Source organism: Lysinibacillus sp. GW821-FHT14F06 (genome assembly GCF_058803665.1).
Genome location: NZ_JBXAPF010000001.1, coordinates 1 through 17,791, shown reverse-complemented (window position 1 = coordinate 17,791; position 17,791 = coordinate 1). Strand labels below are relative to the sequence as shown.

Sequence of the window (17,791 nt, the reverse complement as noted above, 5' to 3'; positions counted from 1 at the left end):
CTTAAATATAGAAGATATGTACAAGGAAAAAGACTGAGCATTTTCGCTCAGCCTTTAACTTTTTAGATCCATTTTATCTTCGTTTTAACGCTTACCTTTAATATAAGGTTGTCCACTAGCCTTTGGTGCACTTGCTTTACCGATAAAGCCAGCTAATGCAAAAATCGTTAGGACATAAGGTAATATTTGCAAATATACAGCTGGTACATTTTCGATCAATGTAATTTGATTTCCTGCGATACTCAATGTTTGCGCTAAACCGAAGAATAACGCAGCGCCAAGTGCTCCAATTGGATGCCATTTCCCGAAAATCATTGCTGCAATCGCCATGAAACCTTGCCCAGCAATTGTTGCGTGTGAGAAGTCATGTGTAATTGTTTGCGCATAGACAGCACCGCCCAAACCACCAAGTGCTCCAGAGATTACAACTGCAATATAACGCATTTTATTCACATTTATACCCATTGTATCTGCTGCCATCGGGTGCTCACCAACTGCACGAAGGCGTAAACCAAATGGAGTTTTATAGATGATAAACCATGCGCCAATTGCTACGACTAAAGCTAATATGGAAGTACTATAAACCTCTTTGAATAACAATGGACCCAAAAATGGAATATCCTCTAAATAAGGGATTCCAAAACGACGAATAGGTTGATCAATCATATCCGTTTGACCTTTATCATAAATCATTTTTACTAAAAAGACTGTTACAGCCAAACCTAATAAGTTGATAGCTACCCCTGATACCGTTTGATCGGCACGGAAGGAGATTGAGGCTACAGCATGGAAAAGTGAGAAGATACCTCCTACAATAACAGCTGCAAGCATTGCTACCCAAATGGTCGCTGAACCGAGCACTGAAGCAAATTCTAAATTGACAAAAATACCGACAAAGGCTCCAACTATCATTAAACCCTCTAGCCCGATGTTAACAACACCAGAGCGTTCAGAGAAAACACCACCGATAGCCGTAAAGATTAATGGTGTTGCATAAAGAATCGCAGAAGGGATGATGAAATATAACATTTCTAAAAAGCTCATGTTATTGTCCCTCCTTTTTCTTGCTTAACTTTTGTAAACCAACTCGAATAATGTAGCCTGATGCTACGAAGAAGATAATCAATGCAATAATAATGGATACGATTTCTTCTGGAATACCTGCAGCGTTCGGCATATTTAGTGCACCGTATTTAAGGGAGCCGAATAATGAGGCACCAAATACAACCCCTAGTGGTGTGTTCGCACCTAGTAAGGCAACAGCGATACCATCGAAACCTATCCCTGTAAAACCTGGTTTAATCGAAGCATTTTGGAAAGTACCTAGTGCCTCCATCGCTCCACCTAGACCTGCAAACATACCTGATATCGTCATGGCTAAAATAATATTTTTATTGACACTCATACCTGCATATTCTGCAGCATTTTTGTTAAATCCTACTGCTTTAAGCTCGTACCCACGTGTTGTTTTTTCTAAAATAAACCACATCACAACTACCATTAAAAGTGCAACAATGATCCCATAGTGAAGACTTGAATTGTCTGTAAGCTCTCTTAAAAACGGAGAACGTAAAGAGGCTGATTCATGAATACGTTCTGTTTTAAAGCTACCGTCTGACAATCTTTTAATCACTGCGTTCGCAATATAAAGTGCAGTGTAGTTTAACATAATTGTCGCAATTACTTCGTGAACTTTAAATTTCGCTTTTAAGAAACCTGCAATAAAGGCCCAAAATGCACCTGCTACTGCCGCAGCAAGCAATGCCAATGGTAAATGAATTATTTTTGGTAATTCAAAGGCATATCCTACCCATGCGGCAGCAAGCCAACCTAAAATTAACTGACCTTCAACACCAATATTAAATAAGCCTGTACGGAAGGCAAACGCTACAGCAAGACCTGCCAATAGATACGGTGTTATTTGACGGATTGTGTTCCCGATTGAATATGAATCTCCAAAAATACCTGTCCAAAGAGCGATATAACCTTGTATTGGGTCATAGCCGCTGACTACCATTACGATAGCACCAACAATTAAACCGATAATAATAGAGATGATAGGAACGAGTATATTAATGACACGATTTGACATTAGTCGTTCCCCTCCTTCGTATTATTCTTTTTATTTTGACCTGCCATTAATAAGCCAAGCTCTTGTTCTGAAGTTTCTTTTGGATTTAATTCATCTACAATTTGTCCATCATATATAACAGCAATACGGTCTGAAACATTCATAACTTCATCTAATTCAAATGAAATTAACAGAACGGCTTTTCCATTATCACGTTGTTCGATCAAACGAGAGTGAATAAATTCGATGGCCCCTACATCAAGTCCACGCGTTGGTAAAGCGGCAATTAATAAATCTGGATTACGATCAATTTCACGACCAATGATTGCTTTTTGCTGATTACCACCAGAAAGTGCACGTGCTGGCGTCATTTCACCATTACCTGTACGCACATCGTACTCTTTAATAACCTGTCGTGCTTTTTCAGATACCTTTTTGTAATCCATTACAAAGCCCTTTGCAATGGGAGGCTGGTAGTAGGTTTGTAATGCAATATTATGCCCAATTGGGAAATCTAACACTAAACCATGCTTATGACGGTCTTGAGGAATATGCCCAACACCTGCCTCAGTAATTTTTCGGGGCTTCATATTCGTTATATCTTTACCATTTAATTTCACAGAACCACTTTTGATTTTACGCAGACCTGTAATGGCTTCGATTAATTCAGATTGACCATTGCCATCGATACCTGCAATACCAACAATTTCACCCTTACGAACATTTAAGTTAAGTCCTTTTACTTTATCGATATTACGGTAGTCTGTAACAAACACATTTTCAATAGATAGCACTTCTTCAGTAGGCGTAGCCTCTGTTTTCTCTGTTTTGAATTCAACCTGACGACCTACCATCATCTCAGCTAGTTGTTCTGGGTTTGTTTCTGCTGTGACAACAGTTCCAATCCCTTCACCTTTGCGGATAATAGTTACGCGGTCTGAAACTTCCATAATCTCTTTTAGCTTATGAGTAATTAAAATAATTGACTTTCCTTCTGCAATTAAACGACGCATAATTTGTATTAATTCAGTAATCTCCTGTGGTGTTAGAGATGCAGTAGGTTCATCAAAGATTAAAATCTCTGCTCCTCGATATAAAGTTTTTAAGATCTCAACACGCTGTTGCATCCCAACCGTTATATCCTCAATTTTCGCATACGGATCAACATCAAGGCCATATTTTTCAGAAAGAGCTTGTACATTTTTAGCTGCATCCTTAATGTTAACGATCCCCATTTTCGTCGGCTCAGAGCCTAAAATAATGTTCTCTGTTACTGTAAAATTTTCCACTAACATAAAGTGTTGATGGACCATACCAATTCCTAAATCATTAGCAACATTCGGGTTTGTAATATTAACAGCCTTCCCACGAACTCGAATTTCGCCTCCCTCTGGTTGATATAAACCAAAAAGGACGTTCATTAAAGTCGACTTACCTGCACCGTTTTCGCCTAGCAATGCATGGATTTCGCCTTTTTTTAGTTGGAGGGTGATATTATTATTCGCCACGAAATCGCCGAACTCTTTACGGATTCCTAGCATCTCAATCACATGTTCCAAATTAGTCACTCCCTTAATAGGCACTTTTGTAAAAAAAATTTCGCTATGGCCGTATTCGTATCTGCTGCTTAGACTTTTGATACAGATAAATAATACGTCTAGTTTTTGAAATAATATGAAGAATTGTAATAAATCTAATACTAGCTATTTGTTACTGTCATTAAAGCAGTGATGTAAGCCAATATTTCTATCTTCGCTCAGTGGGCAATTGGTTTTCCCAATTAACAAAAAATTCACTCATATTTTGTCCTACCAATAGAGGTTGGTATTTTTCTGAATGAAGATCAATTTCGCCTTGGCGTAATTGTAGCTGCCGCTTTGCTTTCGCTACAGAAAACATTTGTTGCTGTCGCTTCACTTTCGCACAGATAAACAATGCGTCCGGATTTTGAATTGTACCCAGGCCTGCACGAGGGTCGACACGATGTCGATCATTTCGGTAATGCCACAGGACGTGGCGTTTTTACCGATGCAGGTCAGTTAGCCGTTTTCGCAGGATGCGAAGGTTTTAGGCTAACATCCTTTATTCATTCCTTTGAAAATCCGCGACATCCGCCAGAGGCTTTGGGCCAACAGATGTTTTTTGTGCGAAAGCGTAGTGCTAACGCAGCGGCAGCAACATGATGTTGGTCACTCAGGCATTTTCACAGGATGTGAAGATCTTAGCCTGAGTTCCTCTATTTCAGTAGGTGTTTGGACACCCACTGAAAAGGAACCAAAACCTCCTTCATCTCACCACCTGTAGAGGTGAAAGTCTTCTGTATCTGCTGCTGCCGCTACACTTACGCGCATAAAACATGCCGCTATGCTTTCGATACAAAAAACATTTGCTGAATGAAGATAAATTAATACAGGAAAGGTCATCGTTAGAAACCTTTCTTCTATTAACTTGTTTCCATCAATACTCATAAACTCGCAATTAAATTATATGAAATTCCTAGCTCTATTTAAAAATAATCAAATAGTATAAATAATCGAAATATAACGATAGATTGAAAAATCATCATAAGGGTCTGCTAAAAGTCCCTTATGATGATCAAGAGATGAATTATTTTTCCACTTTTTCTGGAACGACGATTTCACCGCTAGCAATTTTTTCTTTATATTCGTCAATTACTGCCTGTACATCCGCTGGGATTGCACCACGAGAATCAGCAAGTTTTACACCATCTTCAGCTAAACCGTAAGTAAGTGTTTCACCACCTGGGAATTTACCGTTTTTCGCTTTATTAGAAATATCTACTACTGCTGTATTAACACCTTTTAACATAGAAGTTAACGTTATATTTGTTTTATCGTCTACTTTACCTTCTTCATATTGGTCAGCATCTACACCGATTACCCATACATTTGCATTAGGATCTTTCGCTTTGCGCTCTTTTGCCTCAGAGAAAACACCGTTACCAGTTGCGCCTGCAGCATGGAAAATAATATCTACACCTGAAGAGTACATGCTGTTCGCAGTGATTTTTCCTAAATCTGCTTTATCAAATGCACCAGTATATTTATCTTGGATTTCAATATCAGGATTTACAGCCTTTGCTCCTGCTAGGAAACCAGCTTCGAAACGGTTAATAACTGGGATATCTACACCGCCTACAAAGCCGATTTTACCTGTTTTAGTCATTTTCGCAGCAGCAACTCCTGCTAGGAAAGCACCTTCTTGCTCTTTGAACATAACATTTACTACATTGTCAGCTTCTACTTCTGCATCAATTAATGCGAAATGATTATCTGGGTTATCTGCAGCAACTGCTTCCACAGCGTCAGCCATCATGAAGCCAATACCGAAAACTAAGTCAAAATTACGGCGAATTAAGTTGTTTAAGTTTGTTTCATAGTCAGCATCTGTTTTTGATTGTAGGTAATCAAAACCACCTTCACCTCTTGAAAGGTCATGTTCTTTACCGTAGGCTTTAACACCTTCCCATGCAGATTGGTTGAATGATTTATCATCCACGCCACCTACATCCGTAACCATTGCTATTGAGAATGCTTCCTCGCTGTTATTTTCACCTGATGATGCATTTTCATTTTCTTTAGCTGGTTTTTCTTCCTTCGCACCACATGCACCAAGAATAGCACTCGCAGCTAAAACTGATGATAATACTAAGCCAAATTTACGTTTTTTCATTGTGTTAACCCCCCAAAGGTAATGTAATTAGCAGGAAAAATATTTAGAAATGTTCTACACCCGTTTACGAACTACATGGAAGCTGAATTTATCAGCTCGGAAATAATTTTTTGAATATAGCACTACTTGATCATGATCATCGTAGTGTAACTGCTTTAATACTAAAAGAGCTGTTTCACGACCACAATTTAAAATCGGTGACGCTTGCTCATGATACCCTACTGGATCTATATATGTTACAGCATAGGCCACATGAATTTTCCCGGATTGTTCAAGTGCAGAGAAGAGTGAAACCTCTTTATTTTCTACAAAGTCAGTTGGCAGAAAGCTAGCCGGTAATCGGTCTATACAATAGACGACTGGCTCGCCATCCGCTGTTCTGACACGTTCAATCGTGAGTATTTTATCTTCGTCATCACATTGGAAGCGTTTTAAATCTTCCTCAGAAGGTATGTTTTCGGTCGCCTTTAAAAAGAGGGAACCGGGCTCCATACCAGCTGTCTCAATCATTGAAGAAATGCTCGATAAATGCTCGATGCCTGATGTAAACAACGGCTTAGGGTTGACAAACGTACCTACCCCATGTCGACGCACAATCACATTTTCCTCTTCCAACAGTCGAAGCGCTTCACGAAGTGTTGCTCGACTGACTCCTAGTGATTTGGATAATTCAAATTCTGACGGTAGTTTTTCATTTTCTTTGAAAACGCCTGTTTCAATGTCAGACTTTAAACGATCAATTACTTGAAGATAGAGATGACGATGATCTGCTTTAATAGTCACATATATCACCACCAAATCAGAGATCAGACATCTGATGTACAACATTCCTACTAATCGTTCATAAATATAACATTTTTGTAGAATGAAATCAATTACACCTTAGCGTAATTACTATCCGAATTTTGAATTGTAATTGTACAATCTATACAACTCGCCAAATATACAACAATATCCGAAATTATGTTGATTAATCGTATTGATGAATAAGTACTTGTCGGGGTTTACTTCCCTCTGAAGGACCGACGATTCCTCGTTGTTCCATCTGATCGACAATGCGGGCAGCTCTTGAATAGCCGATACGGAAGCGGCGCTGCAACATTGAAACAGAAGCGGTCTGCATACTTACAACCAATTGCACAGCCTCATCAAATAATTCATCTGTTTCCTCAAGAATGGTATCTTCTTCTGTCGGAATCATCTCTTCCTGGTACTGCGCTTTTTGCTGTTCTATAACAAAGTTAACAACAGACTCTACTTCCTGATCTGATAAAAAGGCACCTTGTACACGTTTCGGCTTTGATGCACCAGCAGGTAAAAATAGCATATCACCCCGGCCTAATAACCGTTCTGCGCCGCCCATATCTAATATCGTTCTGGAATCAATTGCGGAAGATACCGCAAAAGCAATACGTGAAGGAATATTCGCTTTAATTACACCTGTCAGTACATCTACACTTGGACGTTGAGTGGCAATAATTAAATGAATGCCTGCAGCACGTGCCATTTGCGCTAGTCGAGTAATCGAATCCTCGACATCACTTGAGGCAACCATCATTAGATCCGCTAACTCATCTACAATCACAACAATATAAGGTAATTTTGGATGTTTTTCATCAGTTTGTTCATTTACCTTTTGTACGTGATTATTATAGCCCTCAATATTACGTGTACCTGTATGTGAAAACAGATCATAGCGACGTTCCATTTCTGCAACGACTTTTTTTAATGCTTGTGAAGCCTTTCGTGCATCGGTAACAACTGGCGCTAAAAGGTGGGGAATCCCATTATAAACATTCAATTCCACCATCTTTGGATCAATCATCATCAATTTGACCTCATGTGGTTTTGTACGCATTAGTATGGATACAACTATGCCATTTATACACACACTTTTACCACTTCCAGTTGAGCCAGCTACAAGTAAATGTGGCATTTTATTAAGTTCGGCAAGTACAGCTTGTCCTGTAATATCACGGCCAAATGCGACTTGCAATAAAGCTTCTGGCTTCGCTCCGTCTTTTGACTCTAACACTTCCCGTAGTGTGACAATGGCTACCTCACTGTTCGGTACTTCAATACCAATTGCGGATTTTCCAGGGATAGGTGCTTCCATACGTATGTCCTTTGCAGCAAGTGCTAAGGCAAGATCATCTTGAAGATTTACAATTTTACTTACTTTTACACCAATGTCTGGCAATATCTCGTATTTAGTTACGGCTGGTCCTAAATGAACTTGGGTAACTTTTGCCCTTACCCCAAAGCTTTGTAGCGTTTGCTCTAATTTTTTTGCATTTGCCTGAATCACTGAATATTCACCACTTTGGTCATGTTGCGGTGGCAATTGTAATAAATTATAAGAGGGAAGTTGATAATCTGCATTTTCCACTGTATCAGCGCCTTGGATTTGGACATCATCCACGATCTCTCCATATTCAATACCCTCAATGTCATTACTCTCAAACACTTCTCGTTCTTGAGAAACATTTTGAGTAAAGGCTGAGATAATTGGTTCATGGGTAATTTCCTCTTCTTCTTGTATTTCATAAGTATGATCAACAGCGGTAATCTCATCCGTCGTGTCACTTGTTGATCGGCGATTTTTAGGTTTCTTTGGTTCATTCTTTTTCTTCTCTTTTTGTTTTTTTTGCCATTTACCAAAAAGAGCTGGCATTATTTCTGCTAAATATGGCACAAGGGCTTTTCCTGTAACTAAAATTAACCCAATAAAGAAAATCACCCAAGCAACAACCTTAGCCCCTGAAGCCTCAAATAGAACATGTAGCATACTAAATAGCAAGGCACCAATCATTCCCCCGCCAAGTGCATTACTTCGCTGGACAACACCCTCAGTATTAATTAAAATACGCCATGACTCCCGCAACACAGATTCTGATAATAAACCACCTGATTTTGTTAACTGTTCAAAAAGAATACCTTGACTAAAAATTGTTAAACTCATAACTATTAGGAACATTCCTAAAATCAGACGGTCCTTCATGCTTACTTTTTTCCGGCCAATCATCAGCAATAAAGCAACAAATATAAGCATAAATGGCACAGCAAAATATAAATTTCCTAAAAGAAACATTGCTATCGTTGTTAGAAAACGTCCAATCATGCCATATTCAAAAATTATAATAACGGCAATTGCAATTAAGATGAGTCCTAATATTTCAAACATTAGCGGATGCATCTCTTTTTTTTCGGTTGTCCCTTTTCCTTTAGTGACTTTTTTTCTTTTACTCGTCGCCATCTATTTCACCCTCTTTTACAATCCATTCTATATATGAAATGAATCCTATCATGTAGAACTTAATTATTTCAAAAAAAAGGATTTTCCACCGTGTACACTCGGCTAGAAAATCCTTTTTCATTCATTTCTCACTCAAAGATTGAACGATGAGTTTTTTAATATTCCATAATGATTGGGATAATCATTGGGCGGCGCTTTGTTTTTTGGAATAAGTATGTGTTCAGTGTATCTCGAATTTCTTGCTTAATGTTTGTCCATTCAAATGTATCTTTACCCACATATTTTTCAATAACATTCTTTGCAATATCAGAAGCTTCCACCATTAGCTCCTCCGATTCTCGAACGTAAACGAAACCGCGTGATAAAATTTCTGGTCCAGATGCAATTTTCTTTTGAGCACGGTTCAATGTGACAACAACAATGAAAATACCATCTTGAGATAATAATTTACGATCACGCAGAACAATATTACCTACATCGCCAACACCAATACCGTCAATTAATACATTACCAGCTTGTACACGACCGCTCATACGCATTTTACCATTTTTATACTCTACAATATCCCCTTTATCAGCGATAAAAATTTGGGATTTTTGCATACCCAATTGTTGAGCGAGTTTAGAATGCGCAATTAGCATACGGTACTCCCCTTGCACAGGAATAAAGTATTTCGGTTGCATCAAATTAAGCATTAGCTTTAAATCTTCTTGACTACCGTGACCTGATACATGAACATTTTTGCTAGATGTCAAAATTTCAGCACCAGCTTTTGAAATAGAGTTCATTGTATTAGCCATTTGTACTTCCATACCTGGTGAAGGTGTGAAAGTAATTAAGACTGTATCATCCTGTTTAATTTTAATGTCTCGATGATGCTTACGAACGATTTTTTCTAGCGCATCGAGTGGTTCTCCTCGATTACCAGTGGCAATAATAATAATCTCATCGTCTTGATATTTATGCATTTCTGAAATAGGGATAATTGTTTCTTCTTCAACTGTTAAATACCCTAGCTGCACACCTAAATCCACAGCCTTTTCTAATGGTTTCCCGACAATGACAACTTTGCGGAATGATTTTTGAGCTTGCGTAAATACTTGCTGAATGCGAATAAAATTCGATGCGTACACAGCGACTAAAATACGACCTGGTGCTGAATGGAATGTTTTTGATAATTGCTCCTCAATCACAATCTCAGATGTCGTATAACCTGGTCGCTCTGCTTCACATGACTCAGATAGCAAAATAAATACGCCTTCTTCTCCTAACTGTGCCATCTTAGCTAAATCAGGCTTAAATTTACCTGTCGCAGATTGATCAAATTTAAACTCACCTGTATGAACAATTGCTCCTTCAGATGTATGGAACACTACCCCTAACGAATCGGGAATACTATGTGTTGTATGGAAGAATGTTACATACGTTGAGTTAAAATTCATTCGACTGCGATTGGTAACTTCAAAGAATTTCACCTGATGTGGTGCAGGTAATTCTTTTAAATGTTCCTTAGCAAGTGCAATTGTTAGCTTTGATCCGTACACTGGAGCTTTTACTTTTTGTAATACATAGGCAATTGAGCCAATTGCATCTTCATGACCATGCGTTAAGAAAATACCTTTCACACGTTCTTTATTTTCTTCTAAATACGTAATATCTGGAATTACAATATCAATGCCCAGCATCTCGTCTTCTGGGAACATTAGTCCACTATCTACTACAAATAGTTCCTCATCAATTTCTACTACGCACATTGCTTTACCAATTTCGCCCACACCACCCAGTGGAATGATACGAATTAATTCATTTTTCTTTTTTGTCAATTTATTTCCTCCTAAAAGATATCCCGAACAGCAACCACTTAACATTCATTATACGGTTTGCAAAGCTTTTGCACAAATTAAAAATACATGTTTCATGATGGAAACAAAAAATTAGTATGAATCCCTGTTGCTATTAGATGGAAAGAAAGGTAGAGACTTAGCATTGAGGAAGGTCGAAAGTTTGGACTTATAGTAATGAAAACTATTTCAAGTTGGTTAGAGGGACTATCTATAGCAGTTTTGTTTCTAATTTTCGTTTTTTCCAGTGCTACTGGGGGGTTTTTTCTTCCTACCTGAGCGGATAATGCCGGTGTCTGAGCGGATATTGTCGTTGTCTGAGCAATTTTCTCCCTCACCTGAGCGGACCGTGCCTTTACCTGAGCGCTTTTCTCTCTTACCCGAGCACTCCCAACTATGATGACAATTAAGAGAGCAACTTTTACATAGCAAAAAGACTTTAGACAAATTCAAGTTTGTCTAAAGTCTTAAAGGCTTAATTATAGCTATTTATTTCTCTAAAGCTTCTCGCTTTTTCTTGATACGTATCCCAAATTCGATCAAAATTAGCTTTTTCCTCATCTGTCATCTCCATCATTGGTAAACGGACATTGAGTGTATCAAAGCCTAATTTTGTCATTGCATATTTGACAGGTGAAGGATTCGGTTGAGCAAATAGTGCACGTACTAGTGGCAGTAATGCTCGATGAATTTTGGCTGCTAGCTTGTGATTTCCTTCTTCAAACGCCTTAATCATCAATTGCATATCATTCCCAACAACATGGGCAGCAACTGAAATAATTCCTGCACCACCAATTGCTAGTAGTGGAAGTGTTAAACCATCATCACCACTATATACCAAGAAATTGTCATCTGCGTCGACATTCTCAATAATATCGCCCATTTGATCTAAATTGCCACTCGCTTCTTTTATCCAAGCGATATTTGGAATTTTACTTAACGCAACAGATGTTTCGTAAGCAACATTGATCCCAGTACGTCCAGGTACATTATAAAGCATAACAGGCAGACTAGTTTCTTTTGCGATGGTTTCAAAGTGTGCGAAGATACCACGTTGGTTTGGCTTATTATAGTACGGAGCTACAAGCATAATACCATCTGCACCATTTTCTTCAGCCTTATGTGTCATTGCAATGGAATAAGCTGTTTCGTTATCTCCTGTCCCTGCTATAACAGGTACACGTCCTGCCGCTTTTTCAACTGTAAAGCGTACAACTTCAATTTTTTCTTCTGTGGACATCGTTGGATTTTCAGAGGTTGTGCCACATGCAACAATACAATCTGTACCGTTGTCTATTAAGTGATTAATAATTCGTTCTAACTCTGGGTAATTTATCGTGCCATCCTCTTTAAACGGCGTAATCATAGCCGTTCCAATTCGACCTAAATTCATCCTTACACCCCTCTTATAGTAAGTTATCCTCAAGCATTGCTTCTGCAATTTGGATAGAGTTCAATGCAGCGCCTTTTAATAAATTATCGGAAACAATCCATAGGTGGAATCCTTTATTATTATCTAAATCTTGACGGATACGTCCTACAAAAGTAGCGTCCTCCCCTTCGGCATAAATCGGCATTGGGTAAGTTTGTGTTGTAATATCATCTTGTAAAACAACGCCTGGTGCATTGCGTAATACGTCGAAGATTTCTTGTACTGTTGCTTCGTTTTCTACTTCAATATAAACAGATTCAGAGTGTCCTGAAACGACTGGCACCCGAACGCAAGTTGCAGCTACTTTTAGTTCTGGTGCATGCATAATCTTTTTCGTTTCATTAATCATTTTCATTTCTTCGTATGTAAATCCATTATCTGTGAATTTATCGATTTGTGGAATAACATTACGTGCGATTGGATAATGACGTTTATCACTACCAGAAGGTAAAATATTTGCTTCTACATCCTTACCTGCTTCCCAATTTGCGCTCTGTGTCTTTAATTCTTGAATTGCAGTAATACCTGCCCCCGAAACAGCTTGATACGTCGAAACAATCACTTTTGTTAGACCAAATGCATTGCGAATTGGCTCCAGTGCAGCAACCATTTGAATTGTAGAGCAGTTTGGATTAGCAATAATCCCTTTATGCTTCGCAAGATCTTCTCTATTTACTTCAGGTACAACTAATGGTACCTCTGGATCCATGCGGAAATGGCTCGTATTATCAATAACAACAGCACCGCGTTTTGCAGCTTCAGGTGCTAATACAGCTGATACCGATCCGCCAGCAGAGAATAAAGCGACATTGACGCCCTCAAAAGCTTCAGGTGTCGCTTCTTCTATTGTATATGTCTTACCATTAAATTTAATTGGTTTTCCTGCTGAACGTGCAGAAGCTAAGAACTTTATAGCGCCAATCGGAAAATTTCGTTTAATTAGCTGCTCCATCATTTTTGTTCCTACTGCCCCTGTTGCCCCAACAACCGCAACTGTTAACTGCTTTGTCATCTGTCATCTCTCCTTGAATACAAGTTCCATAATGTGTGCTATTGTATCACAAAAATACTGAAAATTGTGTGTAATTCGTGATTTATTTGAAATATTGTATCAACAGCGGCTGTAATTGCTTTTTTTGCGTAATTGCTTCATGAACTGTTGGGACCATTTGATCGAAATCAGCAATAAGTGAATTAGGTTTTGAATGAGGAGAATCCTGCCCAAATGGAATAAAGTAAATATTTTTTGCATTAAGCAGCTTCATAATATTGATACCATTTAAACCGAGTGCATCATTTGTTGAAATGCCCAAAATTACAGGAGAGCCATTCCGCAAAGTTGCCTTCGCAGCCATCAGTACTGGACTATCTGTTGCAGCATTCGCAAATTTACTAATACTATTACCAGTCATTGGTGCAATGACCATTGCATCTAAAGGATTGGATGGACCAAAGGGTTCTGCCTCTTTTATAGATGTAATAACTTTTTCGCCAGTCAATGCCTCGATTTTTGCAATCCATTCCTCTCCAGTACCAAAACGTGTAGCTGCATGTAAAACAGAATGCGTAATAATAGGGATAACAGTTGCGCCTACATCGATGAAATTCTGAATTTTAGGTATCACATCCTCATACGTACAATGTGAGGCAGTAATACCTAAACCAATTCGTTTCCCCGTTAGCAATTTTCTTCCTCCTCTATTGCCTTGCACAATATTTCTGCAGCATCATGTGCAAAGTATTTCCCAGGTAATGATGGTAATAGTACATATGTTTGCAGTTGTTCAGCATCTATATCTAAACAGCCTGGCTCTGAGGCTAAATCATATAAAACTGCTGGGACATGCTCTATAAATGACTCTGTAATCCACTTAGCTGGAATTGTGTTGATAAAAATACTATTGTTAATAGACCATTTGCGATCATCTAAATTGGTTGCTTTGTAACCATATGCTTTTGCTTCACTCACTTGTACAACCGAACGCGCTACAATATGGACATTAGCGCCCATCTTGACAAGTAAAGAAGCGAGCATTTTGGCGATGCGCCCAAATCCTGCGATAGTAAAGTTTTGTCCGTAAATACATTTCTGCTCGAGTCCGTAAAACGTGGCGATAAATCCCTCTGCAGTTAATCTTGCGTTTTGCCAAATAAAAGACTCCTGCTGTAAATAGCAATTTGTTTCATTTCTCTCTAGCAATTGCTTCCAATGCATAGTTAAACGCCCTGTATAAAACTTCACTTGAGATATTCCATATAGTTGTTCTACTTCAATCTTTAATGGAAGTATAGGAAGAATAATTTTATTTGGTTGGAATTCTAATACTAGTTTATTTAATTCTTCATTCCAAACGGATGTTCTTTTATAAAATACCGTTCTTGATGGGCTTCTTAACATTGTCGCTAATTCCTTTAATCGTGAATCCTCACCGATAACAAGCCACTTTTCGTTTTCCAAAAGCTCACCTCACTGTAAAAATTCTGACTGTACCGTCGTTGTTTTGTTAAATAAAATGCGATCTTCTCCAATTAATATAATTTCATGCCAAGGTATCATTTCACTAACTTTCACTTTCTTTTTTTGGAATGGTAATTTATCTTTGACAATTTCAAAACCATGTATCTTTCCTGTTTGCACATCTAATAGACATTCCGTATGTGCCAGTATGCCAAAGTGTACGCCACCCTCAACTTGAATTAACTCCTTATCCACCATCTCTGATAGTAGCATCCCTCATCTCCCTCCTTGAACCGTTACCTCAATATATGCCGAGTTTTTGCAATTCGTGCCCCCTACCTTAAGTAGGAATATGTTGCATTTAATCATCACACTGTATATACTGTACATATACAGTTGAACGAGGTGAGAAATTTGTGCATATCCATTTAAGCAATGCCAGTGATAAACCCATCTATGAGCAAATAACAATACAGCTAAAGGAAGCAATATTAGCAAATAAATTACAGGCTGGTGATGCACTGCCGTCTATCCGTGCGCTTGCAAAGGATTTAAAAATTAGTGTGATGACAACAAAACGTGCTTATGCTGATTTAGAGCGAGATGGCTTTATCGAAACCGTCGCTGGAAAAGGAAGCTTTGTCACAGAGCGAAATCAAGATTTTCTACGCGAGGAATTATTACGTCAGGTTGAGGAGCATATGCAAAAAGCAGTCAAAACGGCAAAAATGGCTGGACTAACTAAAGAGGAACTGCAGGAATTACTGATAATGATTTTAGAGGAGGGTAACTAAATGAATGCGATTGAAATTCATGATCTACATAAAAGCTTTGAAGGATTTTCTCTTAAAGATGTAAGCTTTTCCGTACCCCAAGGCACAGTGATGGGTTTTGTTGGAGAAAACGGTGCTGGCAAGTCAACTACAATAAAATGCATGCTCAATTTATTAAAAAAGGAATATGGCGAAATTTTGCTATTTGGCAAGGAAATTGTCGAACATGAATTATCGATAAAAAACGACATTGGTGTAGTTTTTGACGATTTACACGTTCCTGAAACGCTGAATGCGACGCAGCTCGACAAATTTATGAAAAGAGTATTTAAAACGTGGGATTCAAGTTATTATTTTGAGCGATTGGTACAATTTAAAATTCCTGAGAGGAAGAGGGTAAAAGAATTATCGCGAGGGATGAGGATGAAGCTGTCTATTGCATTAGCACTGGCACATCATCCAAAGCTATTAATTTTAGATGAACCAACAAGTGGGCTAGACCCGATTATCCGTGATGAAATTCTCGATTTGTTTTTAGCATTTATGCAGGATGAAACACACAGCATTTTATTTTCTTCCCATATAACAAGTGATTTAGAAAAGATTGCTGACTATATTACCTTTATTCATAATGGTGAAATTTTATTTAGTGAAGGTAAGGATGTACTGCTTTATGAGTACGGTATATTTAAAGGCAGTAAAGAGGAAGTAAGTGCACTACCAGAGCATGCCATATTAAGAACACGTAATGGAGCCTTTGGTGTAGAGGCATTAGTGTTAAAGAATGAAGTAAACGAAGTATTTTCCCTTGAAAAGCCTTCTATAGAAGATATTATGCTATTTTATGTGAAAGGTAGTGTATGAACATGGTAGGTCTTATATTAAAAGATTTAATGACAATTCAACGTCAATTGAAGGCACAGGCCATGGTAATGATTTTTTTTCTACTGATGTCAATTTTTATACAGGAAGGTTCAATTCTCTTAACAATTGTTGTATTTATTGTGACTTTCCAAGCAATCACAGCTCTTACCTATGATGAACAAAGCAGCTGGGATAAATATGCAAATACTTTACCTATCTCAAAAGGGGATATCGTACTTAGTAAATATATCCTTAGTATCTTTCTTTTGATTGTCGGGCTTATCTTTGCACTGCCGATTGTATTGATTATTCATCGTTTTACGCCAAATAACTGGGCTTCAGCAGAGTTTTTTCTAACATTTAATCTTATTGTGACGTTCGCCTTTTGTATGCTAGCACTATTATTACCCATCTACATTAAATTTGGTTCCATCAAAGGAAGAATGGTGCTTATTGCGATTTGCTTCATCCCAGGTTTTTTATTCGGCCTAATCAACAAGCAATTATCAGATTTGTTAGTTATTTTAACAAATATAAAGCAGTTTATGTTTTTAGCACCTTTTGCTGGCCTTCTAATTCTTTGGCTATCCTCTCTAATTTCAACAGCCATTTATAAACACAAAGAATTTTAGAGGAGGGAGTTCATGCAGGCTCTACTTTTACAAAGAATAATGGTACAAAAATGGTCAATTCTTTTTATAGTTATAATATGTGCTATTATCAGTTACATGGATATACCTTATTTAGATGATCCCTCAATGGGTATATTTGCAGTTGTTTTTTCTGCTTCCATTGTTGGAGGGCTATATGAGAGTGATTATAAAATTAATTGGGAATTGTTTGTCAACAGTCTCCCTTTAACTAAAAAAACACAGCTTCAGGCTGATTATCTATATTGCTACGGTATCGTAATAGTGTTGTTTGTTCTAATGGCACCAGCTTATTTTTCACAATCCGCTGCAAACGAAAATTTTTCAGAGCATTTTGCCATGTATTTTGCTTATATTAGCAGTGCCTCTTTGCTCATCTGTATACAGTTTTATATTCATCATCTAGAAGAGACGAAGGGGATGCGTAATTTTAGGATGATCATTGCCATTCTCCTTATTTTTATCATTAATTTTCCGATTCATTACTATTTATCACTAGTAGCAGCCAATTTATTGGTGATTTTAGTTCCTACAATTATCAGCCTTATCATTAGTGTTTTTATTTTCCATAAAAGCTTGAACTTGTATTTAGCTAGAGAGATTTATTAAAATTAAGTTATAAAAAAACAGGCTACCAAAAACGGTAGCCTCATGTTGTTGAAATACTATTATGTCCATGAAATCAAGGTGACAAATTAAAAAGTATAGCCCTTTTTCAAAACGAGAGGTTGATTTCCGTTCCGACTGAGTGCT

Annotated in this window: 16 protein-coding genes; 4 read left to right on the top strand and 12 right to left on the bottom strand. The window is 37.9% G+C overall.

Features of this window, described 5'->3' with window-relative positions; genetic code table 11:
- Positions 1 to 84: 84 nt before the first annotated feature.
- From AC1RNS_RS00080 to AC1RNS_RS00025, 12 genes are all read right to left on the bottom strand, one after another.
- Complete coding sequence (locus tag AC1RNS_RS00080; protein ID WP_492989911.1) at positions 85 to 1,044, bottom strand: ABC transporter permease; 960 nt, start codon at positions 1,042 to 1,044, stop codon at positions 85 to 87.
- A gap of 1 nt (position 1,045) precedes the next feature.
- Complete coding sequence (locus AC1RNS_RS00075; RefSeq protein WP_492444505.1) at positions 1,046 to 2,092, bottom strand: ABC transporter permease; 1,047 nt, start codon at positions 2,090 to 2,092, stop codon at positions 1,046 to 1,048.
- On the bottom strand, positions 2,092 to 3,630 hold the full coding sequence (locus AC1RNS_RS00070; protein WP_492989910.1) for an ABC transporter ATP-binding protein: 1,539 nt from the start codon (positions 3,628 to 3,630) through the stop codon (positions 2,092 to 2,094). The genes AC1RNS_RS00075 and AC1RNS_RS00070 overlap by 1 nt, the downstream gene beginning before the upstream one ends.
- 1,048 nt (positions 3,631 to 4,678) lie before the next feature.
- Positions 4,679 to 5,764, bottom strand: coding sequence for a BMP family lipoprotein (locus AC1RNS_RS00065; RefSeq protein ID WP_492989909.1), 1,086 nt, complete (start codon positions 5,762 to 5,764; stop codon positions 4,679 to 4,681).
- Between the two features lie 54 nt (positions 5,765 to 5,818).
- Positions 5,819 to 6,547 (bottom strand): GntR family transcriptional regulator, encoded by a 729-nt coding sequence (locus AC1RNS_RS00060; RefSeq protein ID WP_427540314.1) that lies wholly within the window; start codon positions 6,545 to 6,547, stop codon positions 5,819 to 5,821.
- 187 nt (positions 6,548 to 6,734) lie between these two features.
- On the bottom strand, positions 6,735 to 9,020 hold the full coding sequence (locus AC1RNS_RS00055) for an FtsK/SpoIIIE family DNA translocase (RefSeq protein ID WP_492989908.1): 2,286 nt from the start codon (positions 9,018 to 9,020) through the stop codon (positions 6,735 to 6,737).
- A 155-nt stretch (positions 9,021 to 9,175) separates the two neighbouring features.
- The gene (locus AC1RNS_RS00050; protein WP_492989906.1) at positions 9,176 to 10,843 is read right to left on the bottom strand and encodes a ribonuclease J; all 1,668 of its coding nucleotides are present in this window, start codon (positions 10,841 to 10,843) and stop codon (positions 9,176 to 9,178) included.
- A 493-nt stretch (positions 10,844 to 11,336) separates the two neighbouring features.
- The gene (gene dapA, locus AC1RNS_RS00045) at positions 11,337 to 12,254 is read right to left on the bottom strand and encodes a 4-hydroxy-tetrahydrodipicolinate synthase (protein ID WP_492989905.1); all 918 of its coding nucleotides are present in this window, start codon (positions 12,252 to 12,254) and stop codon (positions 11,337 to 11,339) included.
- 13 nt (positions 12,255 to 12,267) lie between these two features.
- Complete coding sequence (locus AC1RNS_RS00040; protein ID WP_492989904.1) at positions 12,268 to 13,305, bottom strand: aspartate-semialdehyde dehydrogenase; 1,038 nt, start codon at positions 13,303 to 13,305, stop codon at positions 12,268 to 12,270.
- 82 nt (positions 13,306 to 13,387) lie between these two features.
- A complete protein-coding gene (locus tag AC1RNS_RS00035) occupies positions 13,388 to 13,978 on the bottom strand; it encodes a dipicolinate synthase subunit B (RefSeq protein ID WP_492989903.1) in 591 nt (196 codons plus the stop codon).
- Entirely contained in the window at positions 13,972 to 14,751 is a 780-nt protein-coding gene (locus tag AC1RNS_RS00030) for an NAD(P)-dependent oxidoreductase (RefSeq protein WP_427540332.1), read from the bottom strand. The genes AC1RNS_RS00035 and AC1RNS_RS00030 overlap by 7 nt, the downstream gene beginning before the upstream one ends.
- Before the next feature lie 9 nt (positions 14,752 to 14,760).
- The gene (locus AC1RNS_RS00025) at positions 14,761 to 15,024 is read right to left on the bottom strand and encodes a YlmC/YmxH family sporulation protein (protein ID WP_053594254.1); all 264 of its coding nucleotides are present in this window, start codon (positions 15,022 to 15,024) and stop codon (positions 14,761 to 14,763) included.
- 143 nt (positions 15,025 to 15,167) lie between these two features.
- Here AC1RNS_RS00025 and AC1RNS_RS00020 point away from each other — a divergent pair, with 143 nt between their 5' ends.
- Genes AC1RNS_RS00020 through AC1RNS_RS00005 form a run of 4 tightly spaced genes read left to right on the top strand, consistent with a single transcriptional unit; the run spans position 15,168 to position 17,647 of the window.
- Positions 15,168 to 15,545 (top strand): GntR family transcriptional regulator, encoded by a 378-nt coding sequence (locus tag AC1RNS_RS00020; RefSeq protein WP_492989902.1) that lies wholly within the window; start codon positions 15,168 to 15,170, stop codon positions 15,543 to 15,545.
- Positions 15,546 to 16,388, top strand: coding sequence for an ABC transporter ATP-binding protein (locus AC1RNS_RS00015; RefSeq protein ID WP_492989901.1), 843 nt, complete (start codon positions 15,546 to 15,548; stop codon positions 16,386 to 16,388).
- Positions 16,385 to 17,020 (top strand): ABC-2 transporter permease, encoded by a 636-nt coding sequence (locus tag AC1RNS_RS00010; protein ID WP_492989900.1) that lies wholly within the window; start codon positions 16,385 to 16,387, stop codon positions 17,018 to 17,020. The genes AC1RNS_RS00015 and AC1RNS_RS00010 overlap by 4 nt, the downstream gene beginning before the upstream one ends.
- 12 nt (positions 17,021 to 17,032) lie before the next feature.
- Complete coding sequence (locus AC1RNS_RS00005; RefSeq protein ID WP_492989899.1) at positions 17,033 to 17,647, top strand: ABC-2 transporter permease; 615 nt, start codon at positions 17,033 to 17,035, stop codon at positions 17,645 to 17,647.
- Positions 17,648 to 17,791: the final 144 nt, after the last annotated feature.

Bases quoted from the DNA above. Each gene is read 5' to 3' on its own strand.
- AC1RNS_RS00080 (WP_492989911.1), bottom strand. From the start codon at position 1,044: ATGAGCTTTTTAGAAATGTTATATTTCATCATCCCTTCTGCGATTCTT.
- AC1RNS_RS00075 (WP_492444505.1), bottom strand. From the start codon at position 2,092: ATGTCAAATCGTGTCATTAATATACTCGTTCCTATCATCTCTATTATT.
- AC1RNS_RS00065 (WP_492989909.1), bottom strand. From the start codon at position 5,764: ATGAAAAAACGTAAATTTGGCTTAGTATTATCATCAGTTTTAGCTGCG.
- AC1RNS_RS00055 (WP_492989908.1), bottom strand. From the start codon at position 9,020: ATGGCGACGAGTAAAAGAAAAAAAGTCACTAAAGGAAAAGGGACAACC.
- dapA (WP_492989905.1), bottom strand. From the start codon at position 12,254: ATGAATTTAGGTCGAATTGGAACGGCTATGATTACGCCGTTTAAAGAG.
- AC1RNS_RS00040 (WP_492989904.1), bottom strand. From the start codon at position 13,305: ATGACAAAGCAGTTAACAGTTGCGGTTGTTGGGGCAACAGGGGCAGTA.
- AC1RNS_RS00025 (WP_053594254.1), bottom strand. From the start codon at position 15,024: ATGCTACTATCAGAGATGGTGGATAAGGAGTTAATTCAAGTTGAGGGT.
- AC1RNS_RS00015 (WP_492989901.1), top strand. From the start codon at position 15,546: ATGAATGCGATTGAAATTCATGATCTACATAAAAGCTTTGAAGGATTT.
- AC1RNS_RS00010 (WP_492989900.1), top strand. From the start codon at position 16,385: ATGAACATGGTAGGTCTTATATTAAAAGATTTAATGACAATTCAACGT.
- AC1RNS_RS00005 (WP_492989899.1), top strand. From the start codon at position 17,033: ATGCAGGCTCTACTTTTACAAAGAATAATGGTACAAAAATGGTCAATT.